Below are 19622 nucleotides of genomic sequence, written 5' to 3' on the forward strand. Positions count from 1 at the left end.
ATTCTCCTATTCGAGACACCTAGCCGCGGAACGCATCCTTGGCCGCCCGCCTCGCCGCCAATTGGTCGACCGACGTCGCGCGCAGGAACGGATTGGTCGCCAGTTCGGCGCCGATCGTCGTCGGCACGGTCGCTTCGCCATGGGCGCGCGCGGCATCGACCGTGGCCATGCGCGCAGCGATCGCCACATTGCCGGGCTCGGCGGTGAGCGCGTAGCGGCCGTTGCTCTGGGTATATTCGTGCGCGCAGTAGACGATCGTCTCCGCCGGCAGCGTGGCGAAGCGCTGCATGTTGGCGAACATCTGTGCCGCATCGCCTTCGAACAGCCGACCGCAGCCCATCGCGAACAAGGTGTCGCCCGGGAACAGGATGCCATCGTCGGGCAGCGTGAAGGTGATATGACCGGCAGTGTGGCCGGGCGTTTCCAGCACGGTGGCGACGTGCCGGCCAAGCATCACCGTATCGCCTTCGGCGAGCGCGACATCCAGCGTCGGGATGCGCTCGGCCTCCGCCGCGGGAGCGCTGACGATCGCACCGTGGGCGGCCTTAATTTCGGCATTACCGGCGGTGTGATCGGGGTGCCAGTGCGTGTTCCATATCTGCCCGATCGTCCAGCCGCGCGCGTCCGCCTCGGCCAGCACCGGTGCGGCCTCGGAGGGATCGACGACCATTGTCTCGCCGGACGCGGCATCGTGGACCAGCCAGATGTAATTGTCGCTCAGCGCGGGAATGCGGACGATCTCGAGGTCAGTCATGGCAGGCTCCGAAGGGCAGCGGCACCGAGCCGCGCGGTGAGGGTGGCGGCCGGTTCGGCGCGGGCCAGCGCGACGCCTTGCCCGGACCACAGCGGGGAATAGTCGCCGCGCCCATCGGCCTCGGCCTTGGCACGGAGCGATCCGAGCGCTGCGCCGGCATAGGGGAAGGGCGGGGCGGCGTCGTTGGTCGGCCCCAGCGCGTCGGTCAGGCGGTTGCGCAGGCCGCGTGCGCGCCGGCCGGAGAACAAGGTGGTGAACACGCTGTCGTCCGCCGTCGCCTCGGCCAGTCGGGCGCGGTGCACCGCGCCGGTCAGCGCCTCGGGGGATTGCAGATAGGCGGTGCCGACCTGCACCGCGCCGGCGCCGAGCGCGATCGCCGCGGCGATGGTGCGCTCATCGGCGATACCACCGGCGGCGATCACCGGCACGGTGACTGCGTCAACGATCGCCGGGACCAGGGCGGCGAGTCCGATCGGTTGATGCCCGGCGAGGAAATAGCCGGCATGGCCGCCCGCCTCGCACCCCTGCGCGATGATTGCATCGCAGCCGCGCGCGGCCAGCGCCTGCGCTTCGTCGACGTTGGTAGCGTTGCCGAACACCAAAGCGCCGGTCGCCTTCACGCGGGCCAGCAATGCGTCGTCCGGCAGGCCGAAATGGAAACTGACGATCTTGGGGAGCACCGTTTCGACCGCCGCGGCCATCGTTGCATCGAACGGACGGCGCACCGGCGACGCTGCGGCGGCGGGAGGCTCAACGCCTTCCGTGGCATAGAAGGGCGCCAACGCCCGTCGCCAGGCGCTGTCGTCGGGCTGGGGGCCAAGCGTGTGGCAAAAGAAGTTGAGGTTAAGCGGGCCGTTCGCCGCGGCGCGGATCGCGCTCGCTTCGCCAATCACGGTCGCCGCGTCGACCATCGCACAGGCAAGCGAGCCGACGCCGCCGGCCCCGATCGACGCAATTGCCAAGTCGCGGCCGCCAAATCCTGCCATCGGCGCCTGGACGACCGGCACGCGCGCGCCGGTCAGTGCCAGGAACGCGCCGATGGCCGGGCTCACCATTCGCCCGTGTTCGGCATCGATTTCCACGGCTCGGCCGGCTCGAGCACGCCATCCTGCAGCAGTTCAATCGAGATATTATCGGGGGTGCGGACGAACGCCATGTGGCCGTCGCGCGGCGGGCGGTTGATGGTCACGCCGGCATCCATCAGGCGCTGGCACGTCTCGTAGATATTTTCGACGCGGTAAGCGAGATGGCCGAAGTTGCGGCCGCCAGTGTATACCTCGGGCTGGCCATTCTCGGGCGGCCAATTGTAGGTCAGTTCGACCTCGGCGCGGGCGCGTTCGCCGGGTCCGTTCATGTCTTCCGGCGTGGCGAGGAAGATCAAGGTGAAGCGGCCTTGCTGGCTTTCCAAGCGGCGGACTTCCTTGAGTCCCAGCAATTCGAAGAAGCGGATCGTCGCATCGGGATCGGTGACGCGGATCATGGTGTGGAGATAGATCAAGGCACGCTCCTGCAGATGGTGCCTGCAAGATAGGGCGGCAATGGGCGGCTCGCCAGTGTTCGATTACCCTGGACTTAGTCTTCTCCCCTCCCTGGAAGGAAGGAGGCGGGGGTGGGTCGGTATGGGGCAGTCGCAGCGTTCCCACGATAGCAACCCACCCACAACCCCTCCCTTCCAGGGGGGGGGAGCAGGGCATCCGGGTGACAATGGTTATGGTCTGACCGTCTCGAACTGCGCCAGCGCGGCCTGGGCGTGCTTGCCGGCTTCGCTGGCGGGCGACAGCGTCACCGCCCTTACCCATGCCCCCTTGGCGCCGGCTTCGTCACCCGCCGCGGCGGCGATATTGCCTGCCTCGAGCTGCACCGAGGCGTCATCGCCCGAGCGTCGCAACGCTTCGCCGATATCCTTCCGCGCGCGCGGCAAATCATCCATCTTGCGCGCCAGCGTGGCGGATAGCAGCCAGGCGAGTGGATCGGCCGCGGCATCGACCAGTGCGGGATCGATATCGGATCGCGCCCCGACGAGATCGCCCGCGGCGACCTGCGCACGGGCGCGATCGAGCATCGCCTCGCCACGATCCAGCCCGGTCAGCGTGCCCGCGGCAAGCGCGGCATCCAGCGCGGCGCGGGCCTTGGGCGCGTCCTTGGCCGCCAGCCAGGCATTGCCGCCCTGCGCCCAATACAAGGCCGCCCGCTGGTCCTTGGCCAGTTCGGCGGCGCGCGCGGCGGCTTCGAATTCGCCCGCGGCGGCGGCCCATTTGCCGTCATTGGCATAGGCCATGCCGAGGCACTGTCGCGCCAGCACGCCGCCACCGGCCAGACGCCACCATCCGGCCTCTTCCGCGGCGGCATGCGGATTGCTGGTGGCGAGAGTGACGCAGCGGTCGAAGCGCTCCTGCAGCGCGGGGGCGGGCGGGCCGGCTTGGGCCGCGGCAAGGAGCAACAAAGGCAGGATCATAAGCGGGCTATCACATCCTCGACCGCCCGGACGATGATCGCGATATCGGCATCGCGCGACAGGCGGTGATCGCCGTCCTTGACCAATATCGTCTGCACGTCCGCTGAACGAAGCAGTTCGGCAAGCCGCGCGGTGCGCGTCCACGGCACTTCCTTGTCGAGTTGCCCCTGCACCAACCGCACCGGGCCATCCACCGCGATATGGCCGAACATCACTCGGTTCGCCTCGCCCGACGCCCAGAAGGCGTTGGTATAGAGCGTCGGCTCGGGGCCGTAGGGCGACGCGCGTTCCAGGCGACCGGCCGACAGGATCGCGAGCTTCTCGTCCGTGGTGAAACCCCAATCGGTGAAGTCGGGCGCCGGCGCGACGCCGACCAGCCCGGCGACCAGATCGGGCCGGTCGCGCGCGACGAGCAGCATGAGCCAGCCGCCCAGCGACGAGCCGACCAAAACGGCAGGCCCGCCTGCGAGATGTTCGAGCATCGTCACGACATCGTCGCGCCAGCCGGCCAGCGTCTGTTCCTCGAAATTGCCCTCGCTCTGTCCACAGCCGCCATAATCGAACCGCAGGAATGCGCGACCGGCGGCCTTGGCCCAAGCCTCCAGCGCGAGCGCCTTGGTGCCAGTCATGTCGCTGGCATAGCCGGGCAGGAAGATGACCGTCGGGCCGGTCCCCTCGGTCTTATGGTAAGCAAGCGCGGGGCGGGCGGGGGACGTGTCGGTCATCGCCGGGACTTAGCAATCGCGCGGATAGTTTACAGCCCTAGGACGTACCGGCGTTCAAAGACTCCTCCCCCGCTAGGGGGGGGTGGCGCCGACGGTGTCGGAGGGGGCGGTAAGCGGCGTCTTGTCAAACAGCGTGCGTCGCTTACCTCCCCCTCCGTCACGCTGCGCGTGCCACCTCCCCCTGGCGGGGGAGGATTGGGCAACGACGGCTCCGGTGGATCTAGAAGCGGAAGCGCGGTTTTTCGACATCCTGGTCGGCGGGGCAGATCGAGCGCAGCGCGCGCCATTGCTCCGGCGTCAGCGCAGGCCGGTAGGTGCCCTTGGCCGAGGCGGCGAACGCCTTGGCGCGGCCGCTGGAGACCGGATGGCTGGCGAGATAGGCGAGCGCGCGCGTCACGCTGCCATCTTTGCCTTGCTTGGCGCCAAGGCGGCGGAAGAAATCGGCGGTCGCCACGGGCGAGACGGCGGCGTCGCGCAGCATCGCAATCGCGAAGTCGTCGGCGCGCGATTCGGCGCTGCGCGAGTAAGACGAGGCGAGCAGCGCGTTGGTGTAGCCCCCGACATTGCCGTCGAGTCCACCGAGGATGACGCTGAGGCCGAGTTGGCGGAGCAACGATTCCATCACGTCGCGATTCTTCACATGGCCAATCTCGTGGCCCAGCACGCCGGCCAGTTCGTCGGGCGATTTGGCCGCGCGGAGCAGGCCGTCAAAGATGACGATGCGGCCGCCCGGCAAGGTCACCGCATTGATGATCGGCAGGTTGACGACGCGCACGTCGATCGCCGCATCGCCGGCGTCGATACGCTGGACCAGGGCCGCGAGCGCGGCTGGGCCGTCGCCGCCGTCGCACGTGCGGCCGCCGAGATCGCCGACCATCAGATCGCCCAGTTGTCGCTCGACCGATTGCGGCACGGCGCGGGCGACCATGGCGGGCGTGCGCAGGAACACCGCCACGACGATCGCTGCCAGCACGGCGAATGCCGCCAGCGAAGGCCATAAGCCGAAGCGATCGATCAGCCGTCCGTAGCGATATTGCTTGGGCAGCAACGCAGCGAGGTCGTCGGGAATGCCGCCACTGAAGCCGATGCGCCAGCCGGGGCGGTCGGCCAGGCCGAACACGATGTCGTGCCCCACCGTATCGCGTGGTTCGAGCTCGGCCAGCGCATGGCTTTCGGCCGCGTCCGACAAGCGGAAACGATCGGCCTCGATGCGCAGATCCGCGGTGTGTCGCACCGCGGTGATGCCGTCATAATGCCACACCGGATAGGTCACGGCTTAGAACGCGCCGACGTCGAACGCGTCGAGCAAGCCTTCGCCCTGGCCCGGCTTGCGCGTGGTCGATTGCGTCAGGTCGACCAGATCGACGCTGCCATAGGCTTCGAGATGGCGGATGAAGAACGCCCAGTTGCGATAGGCGACGAAGATATAGCCGACGCCGAAGGTGACGATCACCAGCCCGACCGTGCCGAGCACGAACTTGACCCAATCCATCGTTCGCGCGGTGAAGGCGAATTCAAGCCCGCCGAGCTGCAGATGGCCGACCACTTCGCGGAAATAGGCCGAGTAGAAGAACAAGGCGATGACGCCCAGCAGCCCGTAGAATATCAGGACGAACAAAATGCCGACGAGCGCCAGTCCGGATGGGGTCGGCACGCCGCCGCCTGCCCCGATGCCGGTCGCGCCGATCATCATGCCGCCTACCACCCCCAGCACCACCAGCCCGATCGGCACGAGATAGAAAAGCAGGTAACGCTTCATCAGCGGGGCGGCGCTGGCCGCCGACTCGAATCGCATCGGGCCGAAGCTCATCGCGTTCCAGCGCCGGTTCCACAGGCTGGTCATCGACCAGGGGATGAGCAGGCCGAGCGTGATCGTGCCGACGATCGTACGCCACAGATATTGCCAGCCGAAGCCGAGCCCCTGATCGTCGCTGCCGCCGCGGATGCCATGCCAGAAGGTGCGGCTGAGCCGGTAGCGCAGCGCGCGGAAGATCGCGATGCCGACGAGATACAAAGCGAGAAAATAGATCGGCGCGATCATCAACGCGGCGATGCCGGCATGGCCGCGCAGCAGCACGCCCTGCAGCACCAGCTGATAGGCGCCGAACGGCAGGAAGAAGAGCAGGATCGCGAGCAGATAGCCGATGAACAGTTCGAGCCCGGTGCCGGTCCATTCGAGCCGATCGTCGATGAAGCGCGTGCGGCTCCACAGATAGCGGCGCACGCGCGTCTTGGCCCAGAACGAATAGAGGCCGAGCGTGACGATCGTCAGCAGCAGGTTGGTGAAGGCGATCGGCGCGAATTCGCGCCAGTCGCCATGGAACGCGAATGCGCTCTTCTCTGATTCGTCGTTCACGTCTGAATACCCCCCGGTTGCGGCAGGTGGAGCGGATGGCGGGGCGCGGGTCAAGAGCCGTCATCATTCGAGATGCGCGCTATCCGTTTGAACTGATCCGGGAATTTGGCGATGGGCACTTCAGGTCGCCGTCGCCCCCGGCAAGGATGAGGGGGGAGCGGCGCGCGCGCAGCCGATCGTATCCGCTCGCCAAGCCTCCCCGCGCGGCCTAGTATTGCCGTTATGAAATTCCTGCTTCCGGCGCTGTGCCTGCTTCTCGTCGCCTGTTCGAGCGACAAGGGGATGGGTAACGATGTCGCCGCTACCGCCACTGAACAGCCGGCAGAGCCGATGCGCCCCGGCGTGCGTGCGGTGCGCATCGGGGAAGGTGGGCCGGGGTTCCAAGCCTGCGCCTATACTGCCCGGGTGGTGAATGTCGGCAGCGCCGAACAGCCGTATTTGTCGGTACGTCAGGCGCCGTTCCAGGAGGCAGCGGAAGTGCTGCGCCTGCCCGACGAAACGCGGCTGTTCGCCTGTTCGCGCTCGATCGACCAGCGGTGGCAGAGCGTGGTGATCCCGCCGGCGGCGGCGCCGGACACGGATTGCGGCGTCACCACGCCGGTGGCGTCGGCGCGAGATTATGATGGGCCGTGCCAAAGTGGCTGGGTGGCGAGCGCGTTCGTGCGGCTGACGGCGAACTGACGGGCAGACTTTCGGCCTTTTGCGCCCTTCCTATGGCAAGCTTGGCGCCGCCAGCCCGGCCAACCGCGCATTGTGCTCGGTGCGGCCGAACGGGAAGCGGCTGTAGAGCAACGCGCCGGTCAGGCCGAGCACTGTATAGACCAAGATGAATATGATCGTCAGCCGATCGACCGCCGCCACGGGCACCTGGCCGGGGCGCGCCGCGGCAGGGAAATGGGCGAGCGCCAGGATCAGCCCGGCCAGTGCGATGCCGAAGCCGCTGGTGCATTTCTGGATGAAGAAGCCGCCAGCGAAGAACACGCCTTCCGAGCGACGCCCGGTGCGCGCTTCCGAATCCTCCACCACATCGGCCATCATCGACGCGCCGAGGATCATCGAGGACACGCTGCACGCGGTGTTGAGCACGAAGATCGACAGCAGCAACGGCAACATGCGCGGATCGCCCGGGGCCGGAAACCAGCCGGCCAGCCGGAGCCAGTATGGCAGGGTGAGCAGCAGCACTGCGCCGACCATCGCGATCGCCGCCGCGCGCGGCTTGCCGAGCCGCCGGCCGATCCGCGGCGCCATCACGAAGGCGAGCGTAGCGCCGGCCATGAGCGAGAAGATCAGCAGCACGAAGGCCAGTTTCCCGAACTGCCAGACATAGGTGTAGAGATAGTTGGATAGTGCGAAGCTGATCCCCTGATTGGTATAGACCATCAGCCCCGCGCCCATCAGCATCAGGAAGCCGCGATTGCGCACGGTAGCGCCAAGCTCGCTTAGGCTGGCCCCGAGCGTGCCGTTGGTGGGTGATGTGGGCAGGCGCTTGATCTCCGGGTGCGTGCCGATCGCGGAGGTCAGGATAGCGAGCAGCATGACCAAGGCGGCGACCCAGGCCATTTGCATATAGCCCGAGCGCTCGAGCAGGCCCCTGGGGTGCGCGGCGTCGGTCGGCAGGAAGATCGTATAGGCGGCGAGCAGCATGGCGAGCCCGCCGGCCCAACCGAACAGATAGCGATAGGCAGTGATCCGCGTCCGCTCGTCATAATCCGAGGTGAGTTCGGCGGTGAGCGCTTGGCTCGGCACCTCATAGGCGGAGACAGCACTGCGCACGAGGACGGCGGTGACGAACAGCCATAACAAGGTCAGCGGTTGGGAGAGTGCGGGCGGATTCCAGATCAGCAGCCAGCCGACCGCGATCGGCACGGCCGAGCCGTACATCCAGGGATGGCGCCGACCCCAACGGCTGCGTGTGCGATCGGACAGGAAACCGATCGAGATGTCGACGATCGCATCGGCGACCAGCGCCACCATGATGACCAGGCCGACGATGGCGGCGGGGAGACCGAGCACCTGATTGTAGAACAGCAACAGGAACGTGCCGAAGCCGTTATCCTTCACGCCGTACGCGATCGCTCCGAAACCGTAGCTGAGCATCGTGCGGGGCGCGAGGCGGCGTTGCGCCGGGGCGGCCCCGACGGGAGCAATGGTCACGTTGCGAACGCTTCCAGCGCGGTGAATAAGGACGGGCTATTGGCGTCCCAGCTGTGGCGCGGGCCGATGGTGATGCCGCCGTCGACGGTAATGTGCGTGCCGGTAACGAAGCTCGCATCGTCGCTCGCGAGATAGGCGACGGCGGCGGCAATGTCCTCCGCGCGGCCGGCGCGTTGCAGTGGTTGCGCCGTGGCCGCGATATGTCGGATCGCGCCATTGGCTTGCGCCCGTTTGTCGCCCGCAATGCCGAGCGCCGAGGTGAAGATGTTGGTGGTGATGAAGCCGGGGCAGACCGCGTTGACGCGGATGTCGAAGCGCGCCAGGTCGGCCGCCGCCATCGTCGTCAGGTGCAGCACGCCGGCCTTGGCGGCCGAATAGGCAGTGGGCGCGGCGCCGGTCTGCAGCGCGGCGATCGACGCGGTATTGACGATCGCGCCGCCTGAGCCGCCCTCTTTTTCCCGGCGGGCGATCATCAGCGGCGCGGCATAACGGATGCCGAGCGCGACCGAGCGTAGCAACAGGCTTTGCGTCAGGTCCCAATCTTCGGGGCTGATCTCGTGGATCGGGCTGCGCGAGCCACCCGCGCCGGCATTGTTGAACACGACATGCGCGTCGGCAGCAGTCATCAGCGCTTCGATGTCAGCGGCCTGGGTCACGTCGGTGCGCAGGAAATGGATTCGGCCGTTGGAGGTTTCGGCCATGTCGCGCGCGCCGGCTTCGTCGATATCGCCGATCCACACTTCGGCGCCTTCGCTGACCAGGCGCAGCGCGGTGGCCTTGCCGATGCCGGAGGCGCCGCCGGTAACGACGGCGCGTTTGCCTTGGAAGCGCATCTCGGATTCTCCTGGGGGATGTGTTTTGCTTAGCATAGTATGGGGTTTGAAGCCGTCAACGCGGCGATTTGGAATTTCGGGTTTGCAGGCGGCGGGGTATTGAGGCATCGATCCTCCACCAACGTCATCCTGAACTTGTTTCAGGATCCAGGCGCGGTCGGTGGCCCCGTTGACCGGGTCAGTGAGGCGGACGACCCCGCCTGGATGCTGAAACAAGTTCAGCATGACGGGGCTTTGGAGAAGATAACATGGCACTCGACCCGGAAACCTTCGATGCGCTGATCGAGACGGTGCGGCGTTTCGTCAGCGAACGGTTACGTCCGCTGGAAGGCGCGGTGGAGGAGGCGGACGCGATCCCCGCCGACGTGATTCAGGAGATGCGCGAGCTCGGGCTGTTCGGCCTGTCGATTGCCGAGGAATATGGCGGGCTCGGCCTGACCATGCTGGAGGAAGCCAAGGTCGCGATCGAGCTGGGGCGGACCACACCGGCGTTTCGGTCAAGCTTCGGCACCAATGTCGGGATCGGCTCGCAGGGGCTCGTCATGGCTGGTAACGCCGAGCAAAAGGCCACTTGGCTGCCACGCATCGCCAGCGGCGAGACCATTACGAGCTTCGCGCTGACCGAACCGGACGTGGGCAGCGATTCCGGCGCGGTGAAGACTCGTGCGGTGTTCGATGGGCAATCGTATCGGCTAAGCGGGACCAAGCGCTACATCACCAATGCCGACAAGGCCGATCTGTTCACGGTGATGGCACGGACCGGCGATGATCCTGGCACGCGCGGCGTGTCTGCCTTCCTGGTGCCGCGCGACCTGGCCGGCGTGTCGATCGGCGAGCCCGAAAAGAAGATGGGCCAGAAGGGCGCCAAGGTCGCCGACGTGATCTTCGACGATGTCGTGGTGTCGGCCGAGAACCTGCTCGGCGCGGAGGGCGAGGGGTTCAAGATCGCGATGCGCGTGCTCGATCGGGGCCGCTTGCATATTTCGGCGGTGTGCGTCGGCGTGGCGGAGCGGCTGATCGCCGATTGCGTGGCCTATGCGACGGAGCGCAAGCAGTTCGGCAAGCCGATCGCCGAGCATCAGTTGATCCAAGGCATGATCGCGGATTCGAAGACCGAGGCGCTGGTGGCGCGCGCGATGGTGCTGGAGACGGCAGCGTCGAAGGATGCGGGCCGGGACGTGGTGATGGAGTCGGCCGCAGCGAAATATTTCGCGTCCGAAATGGTCGGCCGCGTGGCAGACCGCGCGGTGCAGATCTTCGGCGGGGCGGGCTATATCGCCGATTACGGGATCGAGCGGCTGTACCGCGATGTGCGGTTGTTCCGGATTTACGAGGGGACGAGCCAGATCCAGCAGATCATCATCGCGCGGGAGACGATCAAGCGGGGTGGGTGACGTAAATCCCCCTCCCGCTTGCGGGAGGGGTTAGGGGAGGGCGTGTCCGCAAGCGGCGTCTTCGACTTTGACAGGCCCTCCCCAACCCCTCCCGCAGGCGGGAGGGGAGCAGAAAACAGGAGAGAAGACTATGGACACAAGCAACCTCTTCCGCCTCGACGGGCGCACCGCGCTCGTCACCGGCGGGTCGCGCGGGATCGGCAAGATGATCGCCGCGGGCTTTATCGCGCAGGGCGCGACGGTGTATATTTCTGCGCGCAAGGCCGATGCCTGCTTCGCCACCGCGGCGGAGCTGGGGGAGAAGTGCATCGCCCTACCGCAGGACGTGTCGACCGTCGCCGGGTGCAAGGCGCTGGCGGCGCAGCTGGCCGAGCATACCGACAGCCTAGACATATTGGTCAACAATGCCGGCGCGGCGTGGGGCGAGCCCTTCGAGGATTTTCCCGAAAAGGGCTGGGACAAGGTGATGGACCTCAACGTGAAGTCGCCGTTCTTCCTGACCCAGGCGCTGCACCCGGCGCTGAAGCAAGCAGGCCGGCCGGACCGCCCGTCCAAGGTGATCATGATCACCTCGATCGACGGGCAGCGGCTCAATCCGTGGGAGACGTACAGCTATCATGCGTCGAAATCGGCGCTGATCTATCTCACCAAGCGGATGGCGGCGCGGCTGGTGAAGGATGCGATCAACGTCACCTCGATCGCGCCGGGGGCATTTGCCAGCGAGATGAACAAGGCGGCGAGAGACCATGGCGATGCGATCGCCAAGGGCATTCCGGCAGGGCGTATCGGGGTGGACGAGGATATGGCGGGTGCGGCGATCTTCCTGGCCAGCCGGGCGGGGGACTATGTCGTCGGCGATACGATTACCGTGGATGGCGGGCTGGTGCATGCCGCGCTGGGCACGAGCATCGATGCGTGAACTATTCCTCCCCCAGCTTTGCTGGGGGAGGGGGACCGCTCGGCTTCTTCAGCCGAGTGGTGGAGGGGTTCTTGGCCGCAAGCGCAGCGTCTGTGGCGTGCCCCTCCGTCACGCTTCGCGTGCCACCTCCCCGAGACAAGCTCGGGAAGGAATTAAGCGGGCGTCGCCTGCGGGTGGTGCGGTTCGAGGATCAGCGTCTTGCCCTCCACCCGCCAGCTTTTCAGCCGCGACAGGAAGTTCATCCCCACCACGTTCATGTCGCCGAACGCGGGCGACACGACCACCGGCAGGTCACGCGCGAGGACGTTGCCGATGCGCAGTTCGGGGATCACCGCGGTCTCCGCATTGATCGATCCGTTGGCGGTCCGCAGCACCACCGGGAAGAGCGGCGTCTCGACCTTAAGCCCCATCGCCCGGGCCGCCTCGCTCGACAGCGCGGTGACGGTCGCGCCGCTATCGACGAGCATGCGCTGCTCGGTTTTGCCGACCTTCACGCGCACCCAAAAATGCCCGTCGCGCGCCATCGGCACGCGCATCTCCTTGCCGACCACCTGCTGACCCTGATCGCCGAGGTTGAAGGCTTTGGCGACGCCATCAAGCCCGGGATCGAAGCTCGCGCGCTGCGTGAAGAGCGCCAGCGAGGCGGCGATCAGGCCGATCGTCAGCAACATGCCAAGGATGCGGATACGGCAGGCCAGAACGACGAGCAGAGCAACGCCACCGACGATCAGCCAGAAGTTCGGGGTGTTGGTGAGGTTGGTCACGATATCGGTCATGGGATGCACGATATGTATGCGTGATGCGCGGCGTTGCTAGGGCGAGACGACAAAGACACTTCCCCGGCGGACGCCGGGGCCCAGTCGCGCGACGGACGTTTCGGGCGGTGCGCGTCGTTACTCCAACCGTCGCGACTGGGCCCCGGCGTCCGCCGGGGAAGTATCCGTTATAGGGTAGCGCGATCAGCGCGCGATGCCGCCCGCGGCGAGCACCGCCAGCGTCACCAGTTCGCTCGCCGTGCTGGTCATCGGGGCGACCTGGACCGGCTTTTCCATGCCGATCAGCATCGGGCCGATCACCGAATCGCCGCCCAGTTCGCGCAGCAATTTGGCCGAGATATGCGCCGATTGCAGGCCGGGCATGATCAGCACGTTGGCCGGGCCGGACAGGCGCGCGAACGGATAATTGGCCAGCTGCTTGGGGTTGAGCGCCACGTCCGGCGCCATTTCGCCTTCATATTCGAAGCCCACCTGGCGGCCGTCCAGCACGGTGACGGCATCGCGGATATTGTCGAGCCATTCGCCCTTCGGGTTGCCGAAGTTGGAATAGCTGAGGAACGCGACGCGCGGTTCGTGGCCCATCAGCCGCGCGACGGCGGCGGTCTGCTCGGCGAAGTCGGCGAGCTGCTCGGCGGTCGGGCGTTCGTTGACCGTGGTGTCGGCGATGAACACGGTGTGGCTCTGCCCGACCAGCAGGTGGATGCCGAACGGCGTCTTACCGGCGGCCGGATCGATCACGCGGTAGATCTGGCGCATCGTCTCGCCGTAGGTGCGCGTGATGCCGGTGATCATGGCATCGCCTTCGCCCAATTGCAGCAGCAGCGCGCCAAAGATGTTGCGATCCTGGTTGACCATGCGCTCGCAATCGCGGCGCAGATAGCCGCGGCGCTGCAGCCGGCTGTAGAGGAAATCGACCATCTTGGGCACCAGCGGCGAAACGCGGCTGTTGTGCAGCTCGAAATTCTCCGGATCCTTGACGCCCAAGGCGCGCAGGCGATCGGGTACGTCGTCGCGGCCGACCAGTACCGGCGTGCCGTAACCGCCCTCGCGGAAGGCGATCGCCGCGCGCAGCACGACTTCCTCTTCGCCTTCGGCAAAGATCACGCGCTTGGGATGGGCGCGCGCGCCTTCATAGGCGAGCGTCAGCACCGAGGTGGTCGGGTTGAGCCGCGCGCGGAGCGACTGGCGATAGGCCTCCATGTCGAGGATCGGCTTGGTCGCGACGCCCGAAGCCATCGCCGCCTTGGCAACGGCGACGGGCACGATCTCCATCAGCCGCGGATCGAACGGCGTCGGGATGATATAGGTCGGGCCGAACGTGTGGTGCACGCCGTAGACCAAAGCGACTTCCTCCGGCACGCGTTCGCGCGCCAGCTCGGCGATGGCGTTGGCGGCGGCAATCTTCATTTCGTCGTTGATCCCCGTCGCGCGCACGTCGAGCGCGCCGCGGAAGATGAACGGGAAGCACAGCACGTTGTTGACCTGGTTCGGATAATCCGAGCGGCCGGTGGCGACGATCGCGTCGGGGCGTGCGGCCATGGCCAGTTCGGGGCGGATCTCCGGCTCCGGATTGGCCATCGCGAAGATGATCGGCGCGGGCCGCATATGTTCGACCATCTCGGGTTTCAGCGCGCCGGCTGCGGAGAGGCCCAAGAACACGTCGGCATCGACCAGCGCCTCGGTCAGCGTGCGCGCGCTGCTCGTCGTGGCGTGCGCCGACTGCCACTGGTTCACGTCGTCGCGGCCCTGATAGATCACGCCGGTGCGGTCGCACATGATGACATTGTCGGGGCGCACGCCCATCGCTTTCATCAGCTCGGTGCAGGCGATCGCTGCGGCGCCCGCGCCGTTGACGACGAGCTTGATCTCGCTGAGCTTGCGCCCGGTGATCAGGCAGGCGTTGATCAGCCCGGCGGCGCAGATGATCGCGGTGCCGTGCTGATCGTCATGGAAGACCGGGATGTTCATGCGCTCGCGCAGGGTCTGCTCGATGATGAAGCATTCCGGCGCCTTGATGTCCTCGAGATTGATCCCGCCGAAGGTCGGCTCCATCAGTTCGACGGCGTCGATGAAGCGGTTCACGTCCTCGGTCTTGAGCTCGATATCGATCGAATCGACATCGGCGAAGCGCTTGAACAGGACGGCCTTGCCTTCCATCACCGGCTTGGAGGCGAGCGCGCCGAGATTGCCCATGCCGAGAATCGCGGTGCCGTTCGAGATCACCGCGACGAGATTGCCCTTGGCGGTATAATCATAGGCCATGGCGGGATCGTCCGCGATCGCCTGGACCGGCACAGCCACGCCGGGCGAGTAAGCGAGCGCGAGATCGCGCTGCGTGGCCATCGGCTTGGAGGCGATGATCTCGATCTTGCCTGGGCGACCCTCGGAGTGGAACAGCAGCGCTTCGCGCTCGGAGAATTGCAGCGTGGGATCTTCGGACATGGGGAGGGCCTTCTCGTTACGCGCTTGCCCTTACGGCGTGCGGGGCAGGATGTGAACCGGCTTGGCGCGAGGTTGTGGCATCACGCTAGGCAAGGACGGGGCGGGGGTTTATACACTGGGCATGACCCACCAACCCGCAGAGTTCCAGCGACGCGCGCCGGGAACCCCCGATGACGCCTGGGATGACGAAGCGCTGGACGCGTTTCTTGACGCGCTGCCGCCATGCCCGGGGCTGCCGACGACCGAGGCGGAGATCCTGGCCGCCGATGCGCGTGCTCGGGCCGATTTCGCTGCGGGTAGGTATCATGATCATGCGGTAGTCGCGGAATGGCTGAAGACATGGGGCAGACCGGGGCGATTGCCGTTCAAAGAATGGCTGAACGCGCGGAATGCCTAAAGTCGTTTGGTCCGACGCAGCGACCGATCACCTTGATTTCATCACCAGCTATATCGAGCTTTTTGACGTCAACGCGGCAGCCAAGATTGCCGAGCGGCTATGGAAGATTGGGGAAAGCCTGAGCGATTTTCCACAGCGGGGCCGTCCGGCGGGGCACGGCGAACGCGAGTTGGTGAACGTTCGTCCTTACATTCTACGCTATACCGTCGAGCACGATGTCGTTCTGATCCTCAGCATCCGGCACAGCGCACAGCAAAGTTCGGATTACGAAGCATGACCTCACCCCCCACCCCGATGATGGCGCAATATCTCGCGCTTAAGGCCGAGGCGCGGGATTGCCTGTTGTTTTATCGGATGGGTGACTTCTTCGAGATGTTTTTCGAGGATGCGAAGATCGCCGCCGCGTGCCTGGATATCGCGCTGACCGCGCGGGGCGAGCATGAGGGGGCGCCGATCCCGATGTGCGGCGTGCCGGTGCATGCGGCGGAAGGATATCTCGCGCGGCTGATCAAGGCCGGGCACCGCGTGGCGATCGCCGAGCAGACCGAAAGCCCGGCCGAGGCCAAGAAGCGCGGCGGCAAGACGCTGGTCGAGCGTGGCATCGTGCGCCTGGTGACGGCGGGGACGCTGACCGAGGAAGCGCTGCTCGATGCGCGCACGGCCAATTGGTGCGTGGCGGTGGGCGAAGCGGCGGGCGGTGTGGCGATCGCGGCAGCGGATGTCTCGACCGGGCGGTTCGAACTGATCGAGTGCAGTGCGGGCGGATTGGGCGCGGAACTGGCGCGGTTGGCGCCGGCGGAGACCATTGCGTGCGAGGGGAGCGGCTTTGCCGAAGTGGCGACGATGCTCAGGCCCCGCGCGGACTTCGACAGCGGCGCGGCCGAGCGGCGGATCAAGGAATTGTACGGCGTGGCGACGCTCGACGGGTTCGGCCAGTTCAGCCGCGCCGGGCTCGCCGCGGCGGGCGGGCTGATCGCCTATCTCGCGCACACCGCCAAGGGCGCGCTGCCGTTCCTGCGGCCGCCGCGGTTGCGCCAGGCGAGCAATGCCATGGCGATCGATGCGGCGACGCGCGAGAGCCTGGAACTGACCCAGACGACGAGCGGGCAGCGCAAGGGCAGCCTGCTCGACGCGGTCGATCGCACGGTGACCGGGGCGGGCGCGCGCCTGCTCGCCGCCGATATCGGCGCACCGCTAATGGCCCGCGCGGAAATCGAGGCGCGGTTCGATCTGGTGCAATTGCTGGTCGAGGATGCCGCACTGCGCGATGCGCTCCGTACCACGCTGCGCGGGCTGGCCGATATCGGGCGCGCGCTGGGGCGGCTGGCGGCGGGGCGCGGATCGCCGCGCGATCTCGGGCAATTGCGTGATGGGCTGGATGGCGCATGGCGGCTGGGCGAGCGGCTGGAGAAGATCCTCACGCCGCCGGACTTGCTGACGGACCTTGCGCCGCACCTACGCGGGCACGGTGCCTTGATCGACCTGCTCAACCGGGCGCTGGTACCGGCGCCGCCGATCGATGCAGCGCAGGGCGGTTATATCGCCGAGGGCTATGACGCGGCGCTCGACGATCTGCGCGATGCGGGCGCCGGGGGGCGGCGGGCGATCGCCGCGCTGGAGGCGGACTATCGCACGCGCACCGGCGTCGCGCAGCTCAAGATCCGTCACAACAACGTGCTCGGCTACCATATCGAGGTCGCCGCCAAGAATGCGGATGTGCTGATGAAGGCCGAGAGCGGCTTCACGCATCGCCAGACCATGGCGGGGGCAGTGCGCTTCAATGCCCCGGAACTGCATGAGGTGGCCGCCAAGGTGACCCAGGCCGGGGCGCATGCGCTGGCGGCGGAGGCCGCGCATCTCGAGGATTTGACGGCAGCGGCGTTGGACAAGCGTGAGGATATCGCCGCAACCGCGGATGTTCTCGCGCGGCTCGATGTTGCCGCGGGGCTGGCGGAACGTGCCGTCGAGGGTGGCTGGGCGCGACCCGCCTTAGTCGACCACGCTTGTTTCGACATCGTTGGCGGGCGGCATCCGGTGGTCGAGGATGCTTTGGCCAAGCGTGGCGAGCGCTTCGTGGCCAATGATTGCCGGCTGTCGGAGGAGTCGCGGCTGTGGCTGGTGACCGGCCCGAACATGGGCGGCAAATCCACTTTCCTGCGGCAGAATGCACTGATCGCCGTGCTGGCGCAGGCGGGGAGCTACGTGCCGGCAACATCCGCCACGCTCGGACTGGTCGACCGGCTGTTCAGCCGCGTCGGCGCGTCGGACAATCTCGCGCGCGGGCGATCGACCTTCATGGTCGAGATGGTCGAGACCGCAGCGATCCTGGCGCAGGCAACGCCGCGCTCGTTCGTCATTCTCGACGAGGTCGGGCGCGGCACCAGCACCTATGACGGGCTCGCCATCGCCTGGGCGGTGGTCGAGGCGATCCATGAGGACAATCGCTGCCGCTGCCTGTTCGCGACGCATTATCACGAGCTCACGCGCCTCGCCGAACGCTGCGACGCACTGACGCTGCACCATGTCCGCGCGCGCGAGTGGAAGGGTGAACTGGTGCTGCTGCACGAAGTGAGCGAGGGGCCGGCGGATCGCTCCTATGGCCTGGCCGTGGCGCGGCTCGCCGGCCTCCCGCCCGTCACGATCGCGCGCGCCAAATCGGTGCTGGCCAAGCTCGAGGCGGGGCGCGCCAAGACCGGCGGTCTGGCCGCGGGGCTGGACGATTTACCGTTGTTCGCCGCGTTGCAGGAAGCCGAAGAAGAGCAATGCGACGCGATCCGCGCGGCGGTCGAGAGCATCGATGTCGATGCGCTGACCCCGCGTGAAGCGCTGGACGTGCTGTACCGCCTGAAGGCGCTCAGCCGCGACGGCTGAATGTTTGCTCACCAGTCACTCCGGTCTTGAGCCGGGTCCCGCTTCTTGGTCCCCGAAGAAGCGGGACCCCCGGATCAAGCCCGGGGTGACGACGGGTGGTTCGACCCACCATCTTGTCGTGTTAGCGGCAGCGCACCTGGCTCTGGTTCTGATCGACCGCCTTGCCGGCGACCGCACCCAGCGCGCCGCCTAGCAACGTGCCGACCACGCGCGAGCGGCCGCCATCGATGACGTTGCCGAGAATGCCTCCGCCGGCTGCGCCGAGGATCAGCCCGGTCGTGCCGTCGCTGCGCTTGCAATAATAGCGGCCGTCATTGCCGGCATAGACACGCTCGTCGGCGCGCAGCGTGCGCTCCTGATAATTGTTGCCGTCGCGATAATAGCGCGAGGGATCGTAATTGGGCTCGGCGCGCGAATAATCGTCGTCGTCGCGCGAATTGTAGCGCGGGTCGTTGCGCGAATCATTGTACGGCGCGTCGCGATAGCCACCGCCACCACCACGACGTTGCACCGCCGCCTGATAGCGATCGAATTCGGCGCGGAAGGTCTGCAACTCGTTGTTGAGGCGGCTCTGCGCGGCAGCGAAGCGCTGGCTGTCCTGCGCGGTCTGCGCCGTGGCGGGGGCAGCCAACGCCATCATGCCGGCGGCGAAGGCGGGAAGTAGGGCAAGAGTTTTCATGGCATCTCTCCAGTGATGATGGGGGCGTAACGATGCGGTGATGCACTTCGTTGCGTGAACCGGAGATTGCCGCGAGACGCGTTGTTAGGGGTGCTGTCGTTGGGCCATGAAGCGTCGGCTATTGGGTGGAGAGCGGTCGTTCGTTATCGGGCGTGCTGGCTATATTCCATCCCACCACAAGGGGCCGTCGGATCGTTGATGCCGCTTCTGACGATAACCCGGACGGTTCGGCCCAAGAGATGTGCTGCCTTATCCACGTCTGCTGATGTCGCGTCCTTGTAGGAGATCAGGAGCGTGTCGTTGCCAACCCATCGTGAGTTCACCCCATAAGCACAGTCACTGCGACCGGCACCGTAGAAACTGGCGACCGAGTGATCCCATCGGAGAGGCCAATTTCGCGTGATATGAACTTCATAACCGAAATCCGTAGTGGCTCCCCCATTGGTCTCCGTAACGCTGGCAGCCAGACTACCATCAGGTGAATTCACCCGTGAAACGACGACCTGTGAAACGCAGGTGTCTAACAGCAGGCAGACGCACAGAATGATGCCGAGCACCACCAATCCGAAGCAGCCCTGTCGACCAAATCGAGGCGAAGCGTAGGTCGTTGGGTTGGTCATCTTGTAACGAATAGCGGAGTAGCCGATGTCCGCTAGTGGGCGATTCCCGCCCGACCGCTTTTCACTCCATTTGCTGCCGGTCGGCTTTTGGGCGGCTTGATCGCTTCAGCACGTCCTGAACGGCGAAAAGTGGTGGAGGCTGTGTGGAAACGCGCTGATATGCTATGATCATGGTCTGATTTGGGAGGCCGGTGATGGGGCGTTTCATCGAAGGTTGCGATCGGCGGCAGCAGCTTTTCCTGCCTGA

The 19622-nt window shown here is 66.4% G+C and carries 19 protein-coding genes; 6 read left to right on the top strand and 13 right to left on the bottom strand.

Annotated elements, in window-relative coordinates:
- Window positions 1-19 precede the first annotated feature (19 nt).
- The 7 genes from gloB to U1739_RS11010 all read right to left on the bottom strand — a co-directional run bounded on the left by gloB (window position 20) and on the right by U1739_RS11010 (window position 6290).
- The gene (gene gloB / locus U1739_RS10980; protein ID WP_332707902.1) at window positions 20-754 is read right to left on the bottom strand and encodes a hydroxyacylglutathione hydrolase; all 735 of its coding nucleotides are present in this window, start codon (window positions 752-754) and stop codon (window positions 20-22) included.
- Window positions 751-1806 (bottom strand): NAD(P)H-dependent flavin oxidoreductase, encoded by a 1056-nt coding sequence (locus tag U1739_RS10985; protein ID WP_443025539.1) that lies wholly within the window; start codon window positions 1804-1806, stop codon window positions 751-753. The genes gloB and U1739_RS10985 overlap by 4 nt, the downstream gene beginning before the upstream one ends.
- Entirely contained in the window at window positions 1803-2234 is a 432-nt protein-coding gene (locus U1739_RS10990; RefSeq protein WP_332707977.1) for a VOC family protein, read from the bottom strand. The genes U1739_RS10985 and U1739_RS10990 overlap by 4 nt, the downstream gene beginning before the upstream one ends.
- A gap of 228 nt (window positions 2235-2462) precedes the next feature.
- Window positions 2463-3209, bottom strand: coding sequence for a tetratricopeptide repeat protein (locus U1739_RS10995; protein WP_332707906.1), 747 nt, complete (start codon window positions 3207-3209; stop codon window positions 2463-2465).
- Window positions 3206-3934 carry an alpha/beta hydrolase gene (locus tag U1739_RS11000; protein ID WP_332707908.1) on the bottom strand — a complete coding sequence of 243 codons (729 nt, stop codon included), beginning with the start codon at window positions 3932-3934 and terminating at the stop codon, window positions 3206-3208. The genes U1739_RS10995 and U1739_RS11000 overlap by 4 nt, the downstream gene beginning before the upstream one ends.
- A gap of 220 nt (window positions 3935-4154) precedes the next feature.
- Window positions 4155-5207 carry a M48 family metallopeptidase gene (locus U1739_RS11005; RefSeq protein ID WP_332707910.1) on the bottom strand — a complete coding sequence of 351 codons (1053 nt, stop codon included), beginning with the start codon at window positions 5205-5207 and terminating at the stop codon, window positions 4155-4157.
- Window positions 5208-5210: 3 nt separating this feature from the next.
- Window positions 5211-6290 carry a YjgN family protein gene (locus U1739_RS11010; protein ID WP_332707912.1) on the bottom strand — a complete coding sequence of 360 codons (1080 nt, stop codon included), beginning with the start codon at window positions 6288-6290 and terminating at the stop codon, window positions 5211-5213.
- A 222-nt stretch (window positions 6291-6512) separates the two neighbouring features.
- Here U1739_RS11010 and U1739_RS11015 point away from each other — a divergent pair, with 222 nt between their 5' ends.
- Window positions 6513-6971, top strand: coding sequence for a hypothetical protein (locus U1739_RS11015; protein WP_332707914.1), 459 nt, complete (start codon window positions 6513-6515; stop codon window positions 6969-6971).
- A gap of 30 nt (window positions 6972-7001) precedes the next feature.
- On the opposite strand, the gene U1739_RS11020 is transcribed toward U1739_RS11015, so the two are convergent.
- Window positions 7002-8444: an MFS transporter gene (locus tag U1739_RS11020; RefSeq protein ID WP_332707916.1), complete on the bottom strand. Its 1443-nt coding sequence runs from the start codon at window positions 8442-8444 to the stop codon at window positions 7002-7004.
- The gene (locus tag U1739_RS11025; RefSeq protein ID WP_332707918.1) at window positions 8441-9277 is read right to left on the bottom strand and encodes an SDR family NAD(P)-dependent oxidoreductase; all 837 of its coding nucleotides are present in this window, start codon (window positions 9275-9277) and stop codon (window positions 8441-8443) included. Before U1739_RS11025 ends, U1739_RS11020 begins: the two co-directional genes overlap by 4 nt.
- Before the next feature lie 248 nt (window positions 9278-9525).
- Here U1739_RS11025 and U1739_RS11030 point away from each other — a divergent pair, with 248 nt between their 5' ends.
- Both U1739_RS11030 and U1739_RS11035 read left to right on the top strand, forming a co-directional pair.
- Window positions 9526-10671 (top strand): acyl-CoA dehydrogenase family protein, encoded by a 1146-nt coding sequence (locus U1739_RS11030; protein WP_332707920.1) that lies wholly within the window; start codon window positions 9526-9528, stop codon window positions 10669-10671.
- A gap of 130 nt (window positions 10672-10801) precedes the next feature.
- Window positions 10802-11590: an SDR family oxidoreductase gene (locus U1739_RS11035; RefSeq protein ID WP_332707922.1), complete on the top strand. Its 789-nt coding sequence runs from the start codon at window positions 10802-10804 to the stop codon at window positions 11588-11590.
- 152 nt (window positions 11591-11742) lie between these two features.
- Here the strand turns inward: U1739_RS11035 and U1739_RS11040 are convergent, their stop codons facing one another.
- The gene (locus U1739_RS11040) at window positions 11743-12366 is read right to left on the bottom strand and encodes a retropepsin-like aspartic protease family protein (RefSeq protein ID WP_332707924.1); all 624 of its coding nucleotides are present in this window, start codon (window positions 12364-12366) and stop codon (window positions 11743-11745) included.
- Between the two features lie 183 nt (window positions 12367-12549).
- On the bottom strand, window positions 12550-14808 hold the full coding sequence (locus tag U1739_RS11045; RefSeq protein WP_332707926.1) for an NADP-dependent malic enzyme: 2259 nt from the start codon (window positions 14806-14808) through the stop codon (window positions 12550-12552).
- A gap of 121 nt (window positions 14809-14929) precedes the next feature.
- On the opposite strand from U1739_RS11045, the gene U1739_RS11050 reads away from it, so the two are divergent.
- From U1739_RS11050 to mutS, 3 genes are read left to right on the top strand one after another with little or no spacing between them, the layout of a single operon-like run.
- Window positions 14930-15205, top strand: coding sequence for a hypothetical protein (locus U1739_RS11050; protein WP_332707928.1), 276 nt, complete (start codon window positions 14930-14932; stop codon window positions 15203-15205).
- On the top strand, window positions 15198-15482 hold the full coding sequence (locus U1739_RS11055; RefSeq protein WP_332707930.1) for a type II toxin-antitoxin system RelE/ParE family toxin: 285 nt from the start codon (window positions 15198-15200) through the stop codon (window positions 15480-15482). The genes U1739_RS11050 and U1739_RS11055 overlap by 8 nt, the downstream gene beginning before the upstream one ends.
- Window positions 15483-15499: 17 nt before the next feature.
- A complete protein-coding gene (gene mutS, locus U1739_RS11060) occupies window positions 15500-18076 on the top strand; it encodes a DNA mismatch repair protein MutS (protein ID WP_332707978.1) in 2577 nt (858 codons plus the stop codon).
- 121 nt (window positions 18077-18197) lie between these two features.
- Here the strand turns inward: mutS and U1739_RS11065 are convergent, their stop codons facing one another.
- Window positions 18198-18755 carry a glycine zipper 2TM domain-containing protein gene (locus tag U1739_RS11065; protein ID WP_332707932.1) on the bottom strand — a complete coding sequence of 186 codons (558 nt, stop codon included), beginning with the start codon at window positions 18753-18755 and terminating at the stop codon, window positions 18198-18200.
- 652 nt (window positions 18756-19407) lie between these two features.
- A partial coding sequence (locus U1739_RS11070) for a hypothetical protein (RefSeq protein ID WP_332707934.1) occupies window positions 19408-19622 on the bottom strand: 215 nt, incomplete at its 5' end.

It is taken from the genome of Parasphingomonas puruogangriensis (assembly GCF_036663635.1).
Lineage (GTDB): Bacteria > Pseudomonadota > Alphaproteobacteria > Sphingomonadales > Sphingomonadaceae > Sphingomonas.